General features: G+C 63.0%; 16 protein-coding genes and 2 pseudogenes. 8 read left to right on the plus strand and 10 right to left on the minus strand.

Going from position 1 to position 16,706, the window contains the following annotated elements; genetic code table 11:
- The first annotated feature begins 53 nt into the window (after positions 1 to 53).
- A complete protein-coding gene (locus F6X61_RS26325) occupies positions 54 to 974 on the plus strand; it encodes an iron-sulfur-binding ferredoxin reductase (RefSeq protein WP_153789217.1) in 921 nt (306 codons plus the stop codon).
- A gap of 93 nt (positions 975 to 1,067) precedes the next feature.
- On the opposite strand, the gene pyk is transcribed toward F6X61_RS26325, so the two are convergent.
- A complete protein-coding gene (gene pyk, locus F6X61_RS26330) occupies positions 1,068 to 2,522 on the minus strand; it encodes a pyruvate kinase (RefSeq protein WP_153789218.1) in 1,455 nt (484 codons plus the stop codon).
- A 241-nt stretch (positions 2,523 to 2,763) separates the two neighbouring features.
- Here pyk and F6X61_RS26335 point away from each other — a divergent pair, with 241 nt between their 5' ends.
- The 3 genes from F6X61_RS26335 (at position 2,764) to sbcB (ending at position 5,124) form a co-directional block, all read left to right on the plus strand.
- Positions 2,764 to 3,147 (plus strand): tetratricopeptide repeat protein, encoded by a 384-nt coding sequence (locus tag F6X61_RS26335; protein WP_153789219.1) that lies wholly within the window; start codon positions 2,764 to 2,766, stop codon positions 3,145 to 3,147.
- Between the two features lie 124 nt (positions 3,148 to 3,271).
- Positions 3,272 to 3,631, plus strand: coding sequence for a PilZ domain-containing protein (locus tag F6X61_RS26340; protein ID WP_153789220.1), 360 nt, complete (start codon positions 3,272 to 3,274; stop codon positions 3,629 to 3,631).
- A gap of 62 nt (positions 3,632 to 3,693) precedes the next feature.
- A complete protein-coding gene (sbcB, locus tag F6X61_RS26345) occupies positions 3,694 to 5,124 on the plus strand; it encodes an exodeoxyribonuclease I (RefSeq protein ID WP_153789221.1) in 1,431 nt (476 codons plus the stop codon).
- Between the two features lie 73 nt (positions 5,125 to 5,197).
- Here the strand turns inward: sbcB and mvaT are convergent, their stop codons facing one another.
- Complete coding sequence (gene mvaT / locus F6X61_RS26350; RefSeq protein ID WP_110994923.1) at positions 5,198 to 5,575, minus strand: histone-like nucleoid-structuring protein MvaT; 378 nt, start codon at positions 5,573 to 5,575, stop codon at positions 5,198 to 5,200.
- A 298-nt stretch (positions 5,576 to 5,873) separates the two neighbouring features.
- Between mvaT and purU the strand changes: the two genes are divergently transcribed.
- Positions 5,874 to 6,725: a formyltetrahydrofolate deformylase gene (purU, locus tag F6X61_RS26355; RefSeq protein WP_153789222.1), complete on the plus strand. Its 852-nt coding sequence runs from the start codon at positions 5,874 to 5,876 to the stop codon at positions 6,723 to 6,725.
- Between the two features lie 2 nt (positions 6,726 to 6,727).
- Complete coding sequence (locus tag F6X61_RS26360) at positions 6,728 to 6,940, plus strand: hypothetical protein (protein WP_153789223.1); 213 nt, start codon at positions 6,728 to 6,730, stop codon at positions 6,938 to 6,940.
- 72 nt (positions 6,941 to 7,012) lie between these two features.
- Here F6X61_RS26360 and F6X61_RS26365 read toward each other — a convergent pair whose 3' ends face one another.
- The 4 genes and pseudogenes from F6X61_RS26365 to F6X61_RS27735 all read right to left on the minus strand — a co-directional run.
- Complete coding sequence (locus tag F6X61_RS26365) at positions 7,013 to 7,777, minus strand: DUF2334 domain-containing protein (protein ID WP_153789224.1); 765 nt, start codon at positions 7,775 to 7,777, stop codon at positions 7,013 to 7,015.
- Entirely contained in the window at positions 7,770 to 8,891 is a 1,122-nt protein-coding gene (locus F6X61_RS26370; RefSeq protein WP_153789231.1) for a glycosyltransferase family 1 protein, read from the minus strand. The genes F6X61_RS26365 and F6X61_RS26370 overlap by 8 nt, the downstream gene beginning before the upstream one ends.
- 218 nt (positions 8,892 to 9,109) lie before the next feature.
- A complete protein-coding gene (locus F6X61_RS27730; protein ID WP_371923764.1) occupies positions 9,110 to 9,874 on the minus strand; it encodes a methyl-accepting chemotaxis protein in 765 nt (254 codons plus the stop codon).
- A 93-nt stretch (positions 9,875 to 9,967) separates the two neighbouring features.
- Positions 9,968 to 10,984, minus strand: a pseudogene (locus F6X61_RS27735) (cache domain-containing protein); the annotation flags it as partial.
- 172 nt (positions 10,985 to 11,156) lie between these two features.
- Here F6X61_RS27735 and F6X61_RS26380 point away from each other — a divergent pair.
- A pseudogene (locus tag F6X61_RS26380) lies at positions 11,157 to 12,632 on the plus strand (helicase HerA-like domain-containing protein).
- Between the two features lie 45 nt (positions 12,633 to 12,677).
- Here F6X61_RS26380 and F6X61_RS26385 read toward each other — a convergent pair.
- Genes F6X61_RS26385 through F6X61_RS26395 form a run of 3 tightly spaced genes read right to left on the minus strand, consistent with a single transcriptional unit; the run spans position 12,678 to position 15,232 of the window.
- Positions 12,678 to 13,727: an alkene reductase gene (locus F6X61_RS26385; protein ID WP_153789226.1), complete on the minus strand. Its 1,050-nt coding sequence runs from the start codon at positions 13,725 to 13,727 to the stop codon at positions 12,678 to 12,680.
- A 19-nt stretch (positions 13,728 to 13,746) separates the two neighbouring features.
- Positions 13,747 to 14,916 (minus strand): MFS transporter, encoded by a 1,170-nt coding sequence (locus tag F6X61_RS26390; RefSeq protein ID WP_153789227.1) that lies wholly within the window; start codon positions 14,914 to 14,916, stop codon positions 13,747 to 13,749.
- 13 nt (positions 14,917 to 14,929) lie between these two features.
- Positions 14,930 to 15,232, minus strand: a complete 303-nt coding sequence (locus tag F6X61_RS26395; RefSeq protein ID WP_153789228.1) for a helix-turn-helix transcriptional regulator — start codon at positions 15,230 to 15,232, stop codon at positions 14,930 to 14,932.
- 152 nt (positions 15,233 to 15,384) lie between these two features.
- Between F6X61_RS26395 and F6X61_RS26400 the strand changes: the two genes are divergently transcribed.
- On the plus strand, positions 15,385 to 15,957 hold the full coding sequence (locus tag F6X61_RS26400; RefSeq protein WP_153789229.1) for an ACP phosphodiesterase: 573 nt from the start codon (positions 15,385 to 15,387) through the stop codon (positions 15,955 to 15,957).
- 9 nt (positions 15,958 to 15,966) lie between these two features.
- Here the strand turns inward: F6X61_RS26400 and F6X61_RS26405 are convergent, their stop codons facing one another.
- Positions 15,967 to 16,446, minus strand: coding sequence for a GNAT family N-acetyltransferase (locus F6X61_RS26405; RefSeq protein ID WP_153789230.1), 480 nt, complete (start codon positions 16,444 to 16,446; stop codon positions 15,967 to 15,969).
- Positions 16,447 to 16,706: the final 260 nt, after the last annotated feature.

Genomic DNA, 16,706 nt, shown 5'->3' on the forward strand with positions numbered 1-16,706 from the left:
CTGCGTCGCTCGCCGGCGGTGGTGCCCAAATATGAGTCTGATGAGAACCTGACATGCCCGAACTCTACGTGGGCGAGCGCCGCTTTACGGTGCCGACCGCGAGCAACCTGCTCGATGCACTCAACGACGCCGGTTGCGCCGTGCCCTACAGTTGCCGCGCCGGCAGTTGCCATGCCTGCCTGGTGCGCTGCCTCGACGGTCTGCCCGTCGATGCCAAACCCGAGGCACTGAGCGCCGACAAGCGCGACGAAGGCTGGCGACTGGCCTGCCAGTGCACGGTGGCCGGTGACCTGCGGGTGGCGGTGTTCGACCCGCAACGCGATGGCTTGCCGGCCAGGGTCAGCACCCTGGACTGGTTCGGCGATGTGCTGCGCCTGCGGCTCGAACCGCAAAGGCCGCTGCGCTACCGGGCAGGGCAGCATCTGGTGTTGTGGTGTGGCGATGTCGCCCGTCCGTATTCGCTGGCGAGCTTGCCGGGCGAGGACGATTGCCTGGAGTTTCATATCGATTGCAGCCGCCCCGGTGCGTTCTGCGACCGGGCCCGGCAAATGAGCGTGGGTGATGAAATCAGGCTCGGCGAGCTGCGTGGTGGTGCCTTGCACTACGACCCCGACTGGCAGACGCGGCCGCTCTGGTTGCTGGCGGCGGGTACGGGGCTGGCGCCATTGTGGGGCATCTTGCGCGAAGCGTTGCGCCAGGGGCATCAGGGGGAGATTCGGGTGCTGCACGTGGCACGCGATCGGGCAGGGCACTACCTGGCCGAACCGTTGATGCGCATGGATGGGGTGAGTGTCGAACTGGTGCTGGCGGAGCAGTTGGATGATGCACTGGCGACCTTGCGGCCGTCATCGCGGCAGACGATGGCGCTGGTGTGCGGAGCGCCGGGGCGTGTCGAGCGGTTCTCCCGGCGGCTGTTCATTGCTGGAGTGCCGAGGAACCAGGTGCTTGCGGATGTATTTACCGAGCATGTCTAGGCGTTAAAACGATCGCGGGGCAAGCCCGCTCCCACGCAACTTGTATCGGCTGCGTGGGAGCGGGCTTGCCCCGCGATAGGTACTGCGTGTGAATCAACCGACCAGCGGATCACCTACGTGCAGGATCTTCATGCCGTTGGTGCCACCGATGGTGTGGTAGCTGTCACCCTTGGTGAGGATGACCCAGTCACCTTGCTCCACCAGGCCGCGCTTGAGCAGCTCGTCGACGGCTGCCTGGCTGACCTTGTCGGCCGGCAGCGAGGCTGGGTCGAATGCGATCGGGTAGACGCCGCGGAACATGTTGGCACGGGCCTGGGTGGCACGGTGCGGCGACAGCGCGAAGATCGGCACATGCGAGCGCAGGCGCGACATGATCAGCGGGGTGTAGCCACTTTCGGTGAGGGCGATGATCGCCTTGACGCCGGGGAAGTGGTTGGCGGTGTACATCGCCGCGAGGGCGATGGACTCGTCGCAGCGCTCGAAGGTGGTATGCAGACGGTGGCTGGACTTCTGGCTGGTCGGGTGCTTTTCAGCGCCCGAGCAGATCCGCGCCATGGCCTGGACTGCTTCGATCGGGTAGCTGCCGGCGGCGCTTTCGGCCGACAGCATCACCGCGTCGGTGTTGTCCAGCACGGCGTTGGCCACGTCGGACACTTCGGCGCGGGTCGGCATCGGGTTCTGGATCATCGACTCCATCATCTGGGTCGCGACGATCACCGCCTTGTTGTTGCGGCGGGCGTGCTGGATGATCTTCTTCTGGATGGCGATCAACTCGGCGTCGCCGATTTCCACGCCCAGGTCGCCACGCGCAACCATCACCGCGTCGGAGGCGAGGATCAGTTGGTCGAGGGTCTCGTCGTCGGCCACCGCTTCGGCGCGTTCGATCTTGGCCACCAGCCAGGCGCTGCCGCCGGCTTCATCACGCAGCTTGCGGGCGTATTCCATGTCGCTGGCGTCACGCGGGAAGGAGACGGCCAGGTAGTCCAGGTCCATTTCCGCGGCCAGCTTGATGTCGGCTTTGTCTTTTTCGGTCAGGGCTGGCGCGGTCAGGCCGCCACCCTTGCGGTTGATGCCTTTGTGGTCGGACAGCGGGCCGCCGATGATCACCACGCAATGCAGGGCATCGCTGGTGGCGGTCTCGACGCGCATGACCACACGGCCGTCGTCGAGCAGCAGTTCGTCACCGACGCCGCAGTCCTTGACCAGGTCGGGGTAATCGATGCCGACGATGTCCTGAGTGCCTTCGGTGAGCGGGTGGGCGGTGGAGAAGGTGAACTTGTCACCGACTTTCAGTTCGATGCGCTTGTTGCTGAATTTGGCGATGCGGATCTTCGGACCCTGCAGGTCGCCCAGCAGCGCGACGTGGCGGCCGTTCTTGGCGGCGATGTCGCGGATCAGGCGGGCGCGGGCCTTGTGCTCGTCCGGGGTGCCGTGGGAGAAGTTCAGGCGTGCCACGTCCAGGCCGGCGAGGATCAGTTGTTCGATCACTTCCGGCGAATTGCTGGCGGGGCCAAGGGTGGCGACGATTTTGGTACGACGGATGGTCATGCACAGACTCCTATAGTGAAGCGCAGCGAGAGGCTACTCCTCAATTGAGCTGTAGTCATTGTTCCGTTGCACTACCGGGAGGCAGAATCAACGGTCGCTTGCACGCTGAAAGACGCAAGCTACAAGCGGCACGCTACAAGCAGATGGATGAGTGGCTGATTAAGGCATTTCGCCACTTGTAACTTGATGCTGGAGAATTTCACACAGGCGCCGATACACTTGGCATCCAAGGAGAGTTCCCATGCGCACCCTGATCGTTTTGACCATGGCGGCCAGTGTCGTCGGCTGCACCCGCTGGTCCATGGACCACCATTTGAACAATGCCTACCGTGCCTATGACCGTGGCGACTGCTCGCGGGTCATGCTGGAGCTGTCGCAGGTCGACCGCACCAGCCGCGCACGGCCGTTCATCCATCCGGAAGTGTCGATGCTGCGTGGCCAGTGCCTGGAGCGGCAGAAACTTTACGTAGATGCAGCGCAGACCTACCAGTACCTGATCCAGCAGTACCCGCGCAACGAATACGCCTATCGCGCCCAGGCTCGCCTGCAAACCCTTGAAAGGCTGGGCTATCTGCGCGGTGAAGCGGCAGTGGCCAGCCCGGTAAAAGGCACACCTTGGCGTTAATCCCAAGGTGTCGCCGATTTCATGGTAATGGCCCATCGGGCTGGGCTAATCTGTTAAACAAGTTGTAACGATCACTGCCAGTACCTTGTCTTCCTGGCTCCGGGTACAGGAATACACAGCCACCATGTTTACCGAACGTCATATACAACGCCACCAACTGCCTTGCGTACTCAAGGTCTACAACCGCTTTACCGACCAGCAGATCGGGTACCTGGGCAATGCCTCCGAGGACGGCCTGATGCTGATCAGCCAGTTGCCGGTGCTGGTGGGGCCAGATTTCGAGCTGCAACTGCGCGTGCCGCAGGCCGGCGGCGGGCAGCAACTGATCAACCTCACCGCCAGTTGCCTGTGGTGCCGCGAAGACGAGACGCCGGGGCATTACGATGCCGGCTTCATGCTGCTGCAGGCACCCCAGGAATACGATGATTTCGTGCGCTCGCTGCGCGACTACTTCAGCTTCCGCCCGCTCAACGCCTCTGCCTGAACGCTGGCCCTGGCGCCACTACGCCCGCTAGACTCTGGTCGACCTTGTTACAGGAAGACCCCGTGAGCTCCAGCATCTTCTGGCACGACTACGAAACCACCGGCATCAACCCACGTAACGACCGCCCGTTGCAGGTAGCCGGTGTACGCACCGACCTCGACCTCAACGAGATCGAGGCGCCGATCAGCCTCTATTGCCGTCCCTCCGACGACATCCTGCCGCACCCCGCCGCGTGCCTGGTGACCGGTATCACGCCGCAGCAACTGGCCAGCCAGGGCTTGTGCGAAGCCGAGTTCATGACCCGGATCCATGAGCAGTTGGCCCGCCCAGGCACCTGTGGTGCCGGCTACAACACCCTGCGTTTCGATGACGAAGTCACCCGCTACAGCCTTTACCGCAACTTTTTCGACCCCTATGCCCGCGAATGGCAGGGCGGCAACAGCCGTTGGGATCTGATCGACGTGGTGCGTACGGCGTATGCCCTGCGCCCTGAAGGGATAGTCTGGCCGCAGCAGGAGGGACGTACCAGCCTGCGCCTGGAGCTGCTCAGCAAGGCCAATGGCATCGACCATGGCCACGCCCATGAAGCGTTGTCCGACGTACGGGCAACCATCGCGCTGGCGCGACTGATTCGCGAGAAACAACCGAAACTCTATGACTGGCTGTTCCAGTTGCGCAGCAAGCACAAAGTGATGGAGCAGATTCGCCTGCTGCAACCATTGGTACATGTATCAGGGCGTTTCTCTGCCCAGCGTAATTACATCGGTGTGGTGCTGCCATTGGCCTGGCATCCGCGTAATCGCAACGCCCTGATTGTCTGTGACCTGGGGCAGGAAACTTCGCCGCTGCTGCAGGAAAGTGCCGAGGTGCTGCGTCAGCGGTTGTACACGCGGCGCGAAGCATTGGCGGAAGGCGAACTACCTGTGCCGTTGAAGTTGGTGCATGTCAATCGCTGCCCGGTGCTGGCACCCTTGTCGGTAGTGCGCCCCGCCGATCAACAACGGTTGGGCCTGGATATGGCGCAACTGCAGAGGCACGCTGAGCAATTGGCCAGTCAGCAGGCCCATTGGCGCGACAAGCTCGAGATTATTTACGGGGAAGAAGACTTTGCCCCCTGTGAGGATCCGGAACAACAGTTGTACGACGGATTCATCGGTGATCGAGACAGACGCTTGTGTGAACAAGTACGTACCACAGACCCGGCGCAATTGGCCAAGGGACACTGGATGTTCGATGATTCGCGCTTGCCCGAGCTGTTGTTCCGTTATCGTGCACGCAACTTTGCCGACACCCTCGATGCACAAGAACAGGCACGTTGGCAGGCATTCTGCCAGCAGCGCTTAAGCGACCCTGGTTTGGGCGCACCGAACACCCTGGGTGACTTCGAGAAGGCGTTGCAGAGCAGTTGGGCCGAGGCCGACGAGGCGGGGAGAGCGGTATTGAAGGCCTGGCAGGTACATGCCGGGCAATTGAAAACGCAGTTCCAGATTTGAACCCAAGCAGTAAGAAAAAACGCCGGCAGCTGCCGGCGTTTTTCAAGTTGTAACTGATTGCATGATACGCGTATCAGTCCAGCAGGGTGGCCCAGCCTTCAACGACGTCGCCGCCCCACTTGGCTTTCCACTCTTTCAGGGTCTTGTGGTTGCCACCCTTGGTTTCAATAACCTCGCCATTGTGCGGGTTCTTGTACTGCTTGACCTTGCGTGCGCGTTTGGTGGCGGTGACTTTGGTCGCGCCGCGCGGGGCCTTGCTCAGTTTGCTTTCTGGGTCGAGCAGGGCAATCACGTCGCGCAGCGACTTGGAGTATTCGCCCATCAGGGTGCGCAGTTTGCCTTCGAACTCCAGTTCTTTCTTCAGCTTGTCATCCTGGGACAGGTTGGCCAGGCGGGCCTGAAGTTCTTTGATGGCTTCTTCGGTGGCGCGGTATTCGTTGATCAGCGACATGGCGTGTTCCTTAATGCATGTTCAGGGAGACAGTGCGGGCAATAATAGACAGGCGATACTCGCAAGTAAACAATTAAAAAGTCACGAATCAATTAATAGCAGTGAATGGCCAGATCGCTGTTTGGTTAAAAAAAATTTACATAAATGACAGGTTAATCGGCATACCCCTTTACGAAGAAGGGAGATGGCGCGTGGGAATTTTCCCTGTCGCCGTCGCTGCGATGCCTGTCGATCAATACTGCGTTTTTCTTCCCGGGCCGCTAGAATATGCGCCTTTGCGAAGTTCTGGAGCCCCCTCATGCGCACCTATCGACTGGTGATTGCCTGCCCCGACCGTGTCGGCATCGTGGCGAAAGTCAGTAATTTCCTGGCCCTCTATAATGGCTGGATCAACGAGGCCAGCCACCACTCCGATGAACAGAGTGGCTGGTTCTTCATGCGCCATGAAATCCGCGCCGAATCCCTGCCGTTCGGCATCGATGCATTCCGCGAGGCGTTTGCGCCGATCGCCGAAGAGTTCTCCATGACCTGGCGGATCACCGACTCGGCGCAGAAGAAGCGCGTGGTGCTGATGGCCAGCCGTGAATCCCACTGCCTGGCCGACCTGCTGCACCGCTGGCACACCGATGAACTGGATTGCGAGATTCCCTGCGTGATCTCCAACCACGACGACCTGCGCAGCATGGTCGAGTGGCATGGGATTCCGTTCTTCCACGTGCCGGTCGACCCGAAGGACAAGGCCCCGGCTTTCGCCGAGGTCTCGCGCCTGGTCCAGGAACACGGTGCCGACGTGGTGGTGCTGGCGCGCTACATGCAGATTCTGCCGCCACAGCTGTGCCGTGACTACGCGGAAAAGGTCATCAACATCCACCACAGCTTCCTGCCGTCGTTCGTCGGTGCCAAGCCGTACCACCAGGCTGCCCTGCGTGGCGTGAAGCTGATCGGCGCGACCTGCCACTACGTCACCGAAGAGCTGGATGCCGGCCCGATCATCGAGCAGGACGTGGTGCGTGTGAGCCACGCCGACAGCATCGAGGACATGGTGCGTTTCGGCCGTGACGTGGAGAAGATGGTGCTGGCCCGTGGCCTGCGTTATCACCTCGAAGACCGCGTGCTGGTGCACGGCAACAAGACCGTGGTCTTCGACTGACCATGGCAGGCCCTCGCGACAAGGCCGGCGCCTGCGCGCCGCCAACCTTGGGCGAAGGTTGCCTGGCGCGTTTCGACCCTGAAGCGCTGCGCGACGAGGACGGCACCGAGTTCCCCGGTGCCGCTGCGTTGTGGCAAGCGCTCAACCCGTCTGAGGCCGCCAGCGCTCCAGCTGCGGACGCGCAGTTGCTCCTTTCGGCCAGCCGAGAGAATTAGCAGGTAACCGCGCGTCAGCTCAGGATCGCCGCGACAGCCGCCGAACTTCACCCCCAGGCCCGTCGGTGCCTTTCATGCAGTGACCTGGCGATCAAGCCAGGCGCATTTGGTCAGGGGTTCGCGGCCTTCGGCCAACAGCCGGTGCAGAGTGTCCAGCCAGTAGTTGCGGGAGGCTGGATGGCGCATATCAATCGGGTGTAATCCCAGGCGCAATGTATCGGCCTGCTGCCAGCGTCGGTACTGCCATTCGTTGATCAGCTTCGACAGGCTGCGGCGCCAGGCGCTGCGCGCACTCCACACCAGGCCTGGGGCGTTGAATGCGGTGAAGTCCGGCAGGCGATACAGGTATCGGGCAGTGCTGGTGTAGCGCAGCGGCAGTTGGCGCAAGGCCTGCCGGGTACCTTCACTCATCAGCCATGCGGGGGCGACGAAGCCGGCGACGGGCCAGCCTTGCTGGCCGAACAGCGCCAACCCGGCTTGCAGGCGTTGCAAGGCAGCCATCTGGTCGAGCCCGTAGAACTCACCTTCATGGGTGTAGACACGGCGCATGAAGTACTCGCCAGGCCCACGGGGCGGTGGCCCGTCGTCGGCATGGTAGTAACCGTGCAGGGCCAACTCGTCACCCAGTGCCAGGCGCCGCTCGAGCAGGCGGCAGAAGGTCGGTGAGCGGGCCAGGTAGTTGCGGTGATGGAAGTCCGGGACCACCAGCCAGGTCATCGGCACGCCGCCGAGGCTGTCGATGGCCTGCACGAAGGGCTGGTAGTCGGGCCAGGTTTGCGGCGCGACATCGTGCAGCACCAGCATCAGGCTGCGTGCGGCGCCGTCGGGCTCAGCCATGGGCGCGTACCTGTGGCAGGTGGCCGAGTACCGCCTGGTAGTGCAGCAGCAGGCCGTTGACCACCTGGTCCCAGCTATAGTGCTGCTCGACATGCAGGCGGGCCTGGGCACCGAGGCGGCCCACGCCGTCCTCGAACGCTTCGTGTACCCCGTTGGCCATGGCCTGGCTGTCGTTGGGGCGGCACAGGCGGCCACACTGCTCGTTGATGATTTCCCTGAACGCGCCTGCACGTACGGCGACAACCGCGGTGGCGCTGGCCATGGCTTCGAGAATCACCAGGCCAAAGGTTTCCTGATCGCCGGCATGCAGCAGCAGGTCGGCACTGGCCAGTAGCCGGGCGACTTCCTGAGGTGGGCAGAAATGGTCGATCACGCTGACGTTGTCCGGCACGCTGGCCGGCATGTTCGAACCCAGCAACAGCAGGTGGTAGCGCTGGCCCAGCAGGCGCATGCAGTCGAGCAGTACCGGCAGGTTCTTTTCCCGTGAGCCGCGCCCGGCAAACACCAGCAGGCGGCTGGTTTCAGCGATGCCCAGCTCGGCGCGCAGGCCGGGGTCGTGTCGGGCCGGGTTGAACAGGGCCAGGTCAACGCCCAGGTGCTGCACGTGCACATCCCTGATCCCGAGCCGACGCAGTTTGTCGGCCATCACCTGGCTTGGCGCCAGCACCCGGTCGAAGTTGCCATACAGCTTGCTCACATAGGCCTCGACATTGGGCTCGAACCAGTGGCCCATGCGGTTGCTGACTAGCAGCGGCAAGTCGGAGTGATAGAAGCCGATCACCGGTACCGCGAGCTTGCGCCGGGCCTCCAGCGCGGCCCAGGCGGTGAGATAGGGGTCGCCGACTTCGATCAGGTCGGGCTGCAGGCGGCGCAGCATGTTGCACCAGGGGGCCAGGCGCAGGGGGAAGCGGTAGCCGTTGCCGAATGGCAGGGGTGGGGCGGGGACGTGGTGGATGCCATCGGTGTGGCTGGCGCTGGGACCGGGGATCAACAAGCTGTGGCGTACGCCGGGCATGGCGCCGAGGCGGTGGTGTTTGGCGTCGAGATACGTCCGTACACCACCGCTGGCCGGAGCGTAGAACATGGTGATGTCGGCGATGTGCACGATCAGCATCCCTCCGCGGATCGACTTCAAGATCGTCATCGGGCGTGATACGCCGACGATGATTCGCCTGAAGGTTGACCTTACAGAAGGATAGTTTGTTCGATCGGGAAGCGGCGCTGGCTTCTTCGCGGGTGAACCCGCTCCCACAGTGATCGCGACAGTTTCAGGCACTGCGCAGATCCTGTGGGAGCGGGTTCACCTGCGAAGCAGGCAACCCGGTCGGACGGTCAGATGCGGAAGCTGCCGACCAGGTGCTTCAGGCGGCCGGCCTGCTGCTCGAGGTCCGAGCAGGCGCGCAGGGTGGCCTGCAGGTTCTCGACGCCTTCCTGGTTGAGCATGTTGATTTCGTTGATGTCCATGTTGATCGAGTCGACCACGGCGGTCTGCTCTTCGGTGGCGGTGGCCACGGACTGGTTCATGCCGTCGATTTCGCCGATGCGCTGGGTCACGCTGCCCAGGCGCTCGCCGGCCTGGTTGGCGATCTCCATGCTGTCCTGGCTGTGGCGCTGGCTCTGGCCCATGGTGTCGACCGACTCGCGGGCGCCGATTTGCAGCTCCTCGATCATGGTCTGCACCTGTTGCGCCGACTCCTGGGTGCGGTGGGCCAGGTTGCGCACTTCATCGGCGACCACGGCAAAGCCACGCCCGGCTTCGCCGGCACGCGCAGCCTCGATGGCGGCGTTGAGCGCCAGCAGGTTGGTCTGCTGCGAGATGCTGGTGATCACCTCGAGAATCTGGCCGATGTTGACGGTCTTGTTGTTGAGCGTCTCGATGTGCGAGCTGGAGGTGACGATCAGGTCCGACAGGCGGTTCATCGCATCGATGTTGCGCTGCACCACGTGTTGGCCTTCCTCTGCCAGCAGGCGTGCGGAGCTGGCGTGCTGCGACGCCTGGGCGGCGTTGCCGGCGATCTCCTGGGCGGCGGCACCCAGCTGGTTGATGGCGGCAGCGACGCTGTTGGTGCGGTTGGACTGCTCGTCGGAGTTGGTCATCGACGAGTTGGAGGCGCTGATCACCCGCAGGGCCACTTCGTTGACCTGCTCGGTGGCCGAGGACACCTCGCGGATCGAGGTGTGGATGCGTTCGACGAAGCGGTTGAAAGCCGTGCCGAGAATGCCGAACTCGTCGTGGTTGTCGATCTGCAGGCGGCGAGTCAGGTCGCCTTCACCTTCGGCGATGTTCTCCATGGCGCGGGTCATGGTGTGCAGCGGCTGCAGCAGCACACGGATCAGCAGGCCGAGCAGGGCGATGATGATCACCACCGCCACCAGGGTGGCGATGACCGCCGAGGTGCGGAAGTTGCTGAGCATGGTGAAGGCTTTGTCTTTGTCTACCGACAGACCGATGTACCAGTTGGCCGAAGGCAGGCCCTTGACCGGGGTGAAGGTCAGCAGGCGGGTCTGGCCATCGAGTTCGACTTCGGTCAACTCACGGGACAGTTTCGGTGTGTGCTGCGGGAACAGGTCCGACAGCGACTTCATCACCAGATTCTTGTCCGGGTGCACCAGGATCTTGCCTTGGTCGTTGACCAGGAAGGCATAGCCCATGCCGCCGAAGTTCAGCGAGTTGATGATCTCGACCAGGCCGTCGAGGGCCAGGTCGCCACCGACCACGCCGACCGAGCGCGAAGCGGTGCTGATGATCGAGATGACCATCTTGTTGGTGGCCATGTCGATGTAGGGTTCGGTGAGCATCGGGCCGTTGGCGTTCATGCCATCCTTGTACCAGGGGCGCACGCGAGGGTCGTAGCCATCGGGCATCTTGGTGTCCGGGCGCACGGTGAAGGTGCCGTCGGGCTGGCCGAGGTAGATGGTCAGAAAGCTGGAAGTGAGGGCATTCTGGCCCAGCAGGGTGCCGATGTTCTGTGGGTACTGGGCAAGGTTCTGGGCAACGTTCTCGACCAGCTTGATGCGGCCCTCGAACAGGTTGCGGATGTTGGTGGACGTGGATTCGCCCATCTCGGCCAGGTAATTCTCCAGGTTCTCGCGAATGGCATTACGCTGGAGGTAGTCGTTGTACAGGGTGAACAGGCTGAAGGCGAGGATCACGATGAGTGATGCCGCCATAAGAATCTTGTGGCTGAAACGAAGGCTTTTATTCATGACGTGATCGCGTCCGCTAAGGTTTTTTTATCGGGTCGTTCGCACAAAGCACGGTGGGAAAACAGTGCAACAGGTCCCGGGGGGCCTTTTCGGGTTGTAACTGTCTTTCTGTTTGGAATCATTTTGAAATATCGGCCGTTACCACGCAGAACTTGAGCAAAGGATGAACAAGATGCCGGATTCTTTTCAAATGCTTGTAGGCGCTGGCCCTGACGGCCAGCCGGTGTCCCAGGCCATGCGCCTGGCCAATCGCCACGGGCTGGTGGCGGGTGCCACAGGGACCGGCAAGACCGTCACCTTGCAGCATCTGGCCGAGCTGTTCAGCGATGCCGGTGTGGCAGTGTTCGCCGCCGATGTGAAGGGCGACCTGTGTGGCCTGGGCGCGGCCGGCACGCCGCAGGGCAAGGTGGCCGAGCGCATCGCCGGGATGCCTTGGCTGAATCATCGCCCGCAGGCCTACCCGGTCACCTTGTGGGATATCGCCGGCCAGTCGGGGCACCCGTTGCGTACCACCCTGAGTGAAATGGGCCCCTTGCTGCTGGGCAACCTGCTGGAGCTTACCGACAGCCAGCAGGCGGCCTTGTATGCGGCGTTCAAGGTGGCTGACCGTGAGGGGCTGTTGTTGCTCGACCTCAAGGACCTCAAGGCCTTGTTGGCGCACTTGAAGGACAACCCGCAACTGCTCGGCGAGGACAGCGCGCTGATGACCAGTGCCTCGACCTAGGCCCTGCTGCGCCGCCTGGCCACCCTGGAGCAGCAGGGCGCCGAGGCGCTGTTCGGCGAGCCAGCGCTGCAACTGGAGGACTTGCTGCACCCGGGTAGCGACGGCCGTGGCCGCATCCATCTGCTCGACGCCAGCCGCCTGGTGCATGAGGCGCCCAAGGTCTATGCGACTTTCCTGCTTTGGCTGCTCGCCGAGCTGTTCGAGCAACTGCCCGAGCGCGGTGATGCCGACAAGCCGGTGCTGGCGCTGTTCTTCGATGAAGCCCACTTGCTGTTCAACGATACGCCAAAGGCGTTGCAGGACCGCCTGGAGCAAGTGGTGCGGCTGATCCGCTCCAAAGGCGTGGGGGTTTATTTCGTCACCCAGTCGCCCGGCGACCTCCCGGATACCGTGCTGGCCCAGTTGGGGTTGCGTATCCAGCACGGCCTGCGGGCGTTCACCGCCAAGGAGCAGAAATCATTGCGCGCCGTGGCCGATGGCTTCCGCCCCAACCCTGCCTTCGACAGCCTGACGGTGCTGACCGAACTGGGTATCGGTGAGGCGCTGGTGGGCACCTTGGAAGAAAAGGGCACACCGGCCATGGTCCAGCGGGTGCTGATTGCTCCGCCGCAGTCGCGGATCGGGCCGTTGAGCGCGGCCGAGCGCAGCGCGTTGATCGCGGCGTCGCCATTGCTGGGCCGTTACGACAAACCGATCGACCGCGAGTCGGCCTATGAAATGCTCCTGCAGCGCAAAGGCGCGCCACTGGAGCCTGCGCCCCAGCCCAAGGCCGATGAGGAAAGCCTGGCCGACAAGGCCGGCGAGTTTCTGCAGAGCGCGGCCGGGCAGGCGATCAAGTCGGCGGTGCGCCAGGCGGCCAACCAGCTGGGGCGGCAGTTGGTGCGAGGGTTGATGGGGTCGTTGCTCGGAGGCAAGAAGCGCTGAGCAGCTCGGTAAAAAAGAAGAGCGCCAATCGGCGCTCTCTTTTTATCAGAGCCGCGGGTAATCGATGTACCCCACCGGCCCCTTGCCATAGAAGGTTTCCGGATGCGGCGCATTGAGCGGCGCATCGGCCGCCAGCCGTGCCGGGAGGTCGGGGTTGGCGATGAACGGGATGCCAAAGGCCACCGCATCGGCCTTGCCGCTGGCCAGGGCGGCATTGGCGCTGGCTTTGTCGAAGCGTTCGTTGACGATGTACGGTCCGCCGAACGCATCCTTTATAAGCAGGCCAATACTGTCGTCGGCTTCCTTTTCCCGTGAACAGATGAACGCGATACCACGCTTGCCCAGTTCCCGGGCCACGTAGGTGAAGGTCTCGGCGCGGTCGGCGTCGCCCATGTCGTGGGCATCGGCGCGCGGTGCCAGGTGTACGCCGACGCGGCCGGCTCCCCACACCTCGATGGCAGCATCGGTCACCTCCAGCAGCAGGCGTGCACGGCTTTCCAGCGAGCCGCCGTAGCGGTCGGTGCGCTGGTTGGTGCTGCTCTGCAGGAACTGGTCGAGCAGGTAGCCATTGGCGCCATGGATCTCCACGCCGTCGAAACCCGCGGCCTTGGCGTTTTCGGCAGCGCTGCGGTAGGCCTCGACGATGTCGGCGATCTCTTCGGTTTCCAGGGCGCGCGGGGTGGGGTAGTTGCTGAGCGGGCGCACCAGGCTCACGTGGCCCTTGGGCTGGATGGCGCTGGGGGCTACCGGCAGCTCGCCGTTCAGGTACGACGGGTGGGAAATGCGCCCGACGTGCCACAGCTGCAGGAAGATGCGCCCGCCGGCGGCATGGATGGCCTTGGTGACGTTGTGCCAGCCGCGTACCTGCTCGTCGTTCCAGATGCCTGGGGTGTCGGGGTAGCCGACCCCCATCGGGGTGACGGAGGTTGCTTCGCTGAGGATCAGCCCGGCGCTGGCGCGTTGCACGTAGTACTCGGCCATCAGTGCGTTGGGTACCCGGCCTTCATCGGCACGGCAACGGGTCAGCGGGGCCATGATGATGCGGTTGGGCAGTTCCAGGTCGCCCAGTGTGATTGGATCGAACAGCGTGGTCATACCGATTGCCTCGCAGCTATCAATTGGAAACCGTGGCCAGTTCGGCGTCGCTGCCGCGCTGGTTGAAAGTGATCAGGGTGACGATCAGTGCCAGCACGGCCAGGGCCGCCGCAGCCAGCGGCACACGGGTCAGGCCGAAACCGTGGGCGATGACGCTGCCGCCTACCCAGGCGCCCAGGGCGTTGCCCAGGTTGAACGCGCCGATATTGAGGGTCGATACCAGGTTAGGGGCGGCCTTGCCGTAGGTGACCACGTTGACCTGCAGTGCCGGTACGGCGGCGAAGGCGGCGGTGGCCCAGAGGAACAGGGTTATCTCGGCGGGCACCAGCGCCGTGCTGGTCCAGCTCAGCGCGGTGGACACCACGGCCATGGTGGTGAACACGCCCATCAAAGTGGCGCCCAGGCGCCGGTCGGCGAGCTTGCCGCCGACGATATTGCCCAGGGTCAGGCCCAGGCCGATCAACAGCAGGGTCCAGGTCACGCCACGTGGCGACACGCCAGTGACATCACCGAGCAGCGGCGCGACGTAGGTGAACAGGGCGAACATCGACGCCGAAAACAGCACGGTCATGCTCAGCGACAGCCAGATGCCGGCGCCTTTGAGCGCAGCCAGTTCGGCGCGCATGTTCACGCTCTGCTCTTCGGTCTGGCTTGGCAGGAAACGCAACAGGCCGATCAGTGCGACCACGCCGATGCCGGTCACCGCCCAGAATGTCGAACGCCAGCCGGCGACTTGGCCCAGCGCAGTGCCCAGCGGCACACCCAGTACGTTGGCGAGGGTAAGGCCGGTGAACATCAGCGCGACGGCCGAGGCGCGGCGGTTGGCTGGCACCAGGCTGGCCGCCACCACCGAGCCGATGCCGAAGAACGCGCCGTGGCACAACGCGGTGACCACCCGGGCGAACATCAGCAGGTTGTAGTCGGCGGCCACCGCGCACAGCAGGTTGCCAATGATGAATACGCCCATCAGCGCCACCAGCGCGGCCTTGCGTGGCAGGCGGGCGGTGGCCAGGGCCATGAACGGCGCGCCGATGGCCACGCCCAGGGCGTAGCCGGTCACCAGCCAGCCGGCACCGGGGATGCTGACCCCCAGGTCCTGCGCGACATCGGGCAGCAGGCCCATGATGACGAACTCGGTGGTGCCGATGGCGAAGGCGCTGAGCGCCAGGATCAATAAGGAAAGGGGCATTGCAAGGTCCTTGTCAGAGCTCTTGGCTCATCTGCGCGAGGAACGCCTGGATGGTGGCCTCGTTGCGTTTGAAGAAGTGCCATTGGCCGATCTTCTGGCTGCTGATCAGGCCGGCGCGTTGCAGGGTCGCCAGGTGGGCCGAGACGGTCGACTGCGACAGGCCGCAGCGTTGATCGATCTGCCCGGCACACACACCGTGCTCGGTGCTGTGATGCTGGTCGGGGAACTGCGCGGCCGGGTCCTTCAGCCAGCTGAGGATTTCTCGCCGTACCGGGTGGGACAGGGCTTTTATTATTTCGTCGAGATCGAGTGGCATGGATAGGCTCGTGGTGTATAGCGGTATATCGCGATGGAGCGAAATATAAATCGGTATTTCGCGATATACAAATATGAAAAGCTTCTGAGCTGATCGAGAATCGCTATATCGGGTTATGACGATATAGGTTGGCGCGGTGCTAGACTGCGGCCATGAATTACCTCGCACACTTGCACCTCGGCGGCCCGGCGCCGCAACAACTGCTCGGCAGCCTGTATGGCGATTTCGTCAAAGGCGCGCTGGAAGGCCGCTTTCCACCAGAGCTGGAAGCCGCGATCCGCTTGCACCGGCAGATCGACAGCTACACCGACAGCCACCCGTTGGTGTTGGCCGCGCTGGCGCGCTTCCCGCGTGAGCGCAGGCGTTATGCCGGGATCGTCCTGGATGTATTTTTCGACCACTGCCTGGCGCGGCACTGGGAGGAGTATGCCGACCAGCCGTTGGCGCAGTTCACCGGCGACTTCTACCGTGTGCTGTTGGCAGAGCCGCAGCTGCCGGGGCGGTTGGCGCGGATTGCGCCGTTCATGGCGGCGGACGATTGGCTGGGGGCCTATGGTGACTTCGCCACGCTGGAGCAAGTGTTCAGCGGTATCGGCCGGCGCTTATCCCGGCCGGAAGGGCTGCAGGGCGTCATGCAGGAACTGGAGAGACTGTACGAGCCGCTGCTGGCGGATTTTCGGGTGTTTTATCCACAGCTGCAGGCGTTTGCGGCGGCGGGCCGCTGACGCACGCAATCAGCTCAGCACTTGTTTCATCTGTATCAGTGCAACCCTGCTGCGATCCGGTGCCCGGCGTTCTTCTATATGGAAGGGTGTGAACCCAAGCTGTGGATAGAGCAACAAACCGGCAGTGTTGTGGTTGAAGCAAGACACCCAGACTTCTCGTGCGGCGAACTGCTCGCGGGCCAGTGTGATCATGCACTGCACCAGATAGCGTGCCACGCCCTTGCCGCGTGCAGCGGGAGCGATCACCACGTTACCGAGCGCACAAATCCCGCCTTGTTCTGCTTTATAGAAGTTCGCAAAACCCAGTAGAACGCCGTCTTCCTCGATCACTGTCGAACCGCTGCGCAGGGCGATGGCTTCGGTCAGTTGAGCGGGCGTCAACGGGTAGGTGGCTTTTGGGAACATGTAGAACAGTTCGTCCTGGCCTTGGGGGAAGCAGCAGATGGCGGGGATGTCGGTGGTTTGAACTGGGCGGTGGGTCAGCGGCATGGGGGGGTCATCCTGAAAGGGTTGGGCATTAGCTTATGTAGGGTAATGCCTTGTGGGGGCTTAGGAAGCTCCTGGAGTGAGCGCGGGGAGCTCGCCAGGAAATTAATTACCTGGTGGGGTTGACGGCCCAATTCAATACTGTATTATTCGCCTCCCGCAGCGAGACGCTCGCAGCGGGAAAGGCAGTAAGTTGTTGAAGTTGAAGGTGTTTTGAAAGAAGCAGCTTCGTAAAAATCTTCAGCAAGGCGGTTGACAGCAAG

Source organism: Pseudomonas sp. EMN2 (assembly GCF_009650555.1).
Classification (GTDB): domain Bacteria; phylum Pseudomonadota; class Gammaproteobacteria; order Pseudomonadales; family Pseudomonadaceae; genus Aquipseudomonas; species Aquipseudomonas sichuanensis.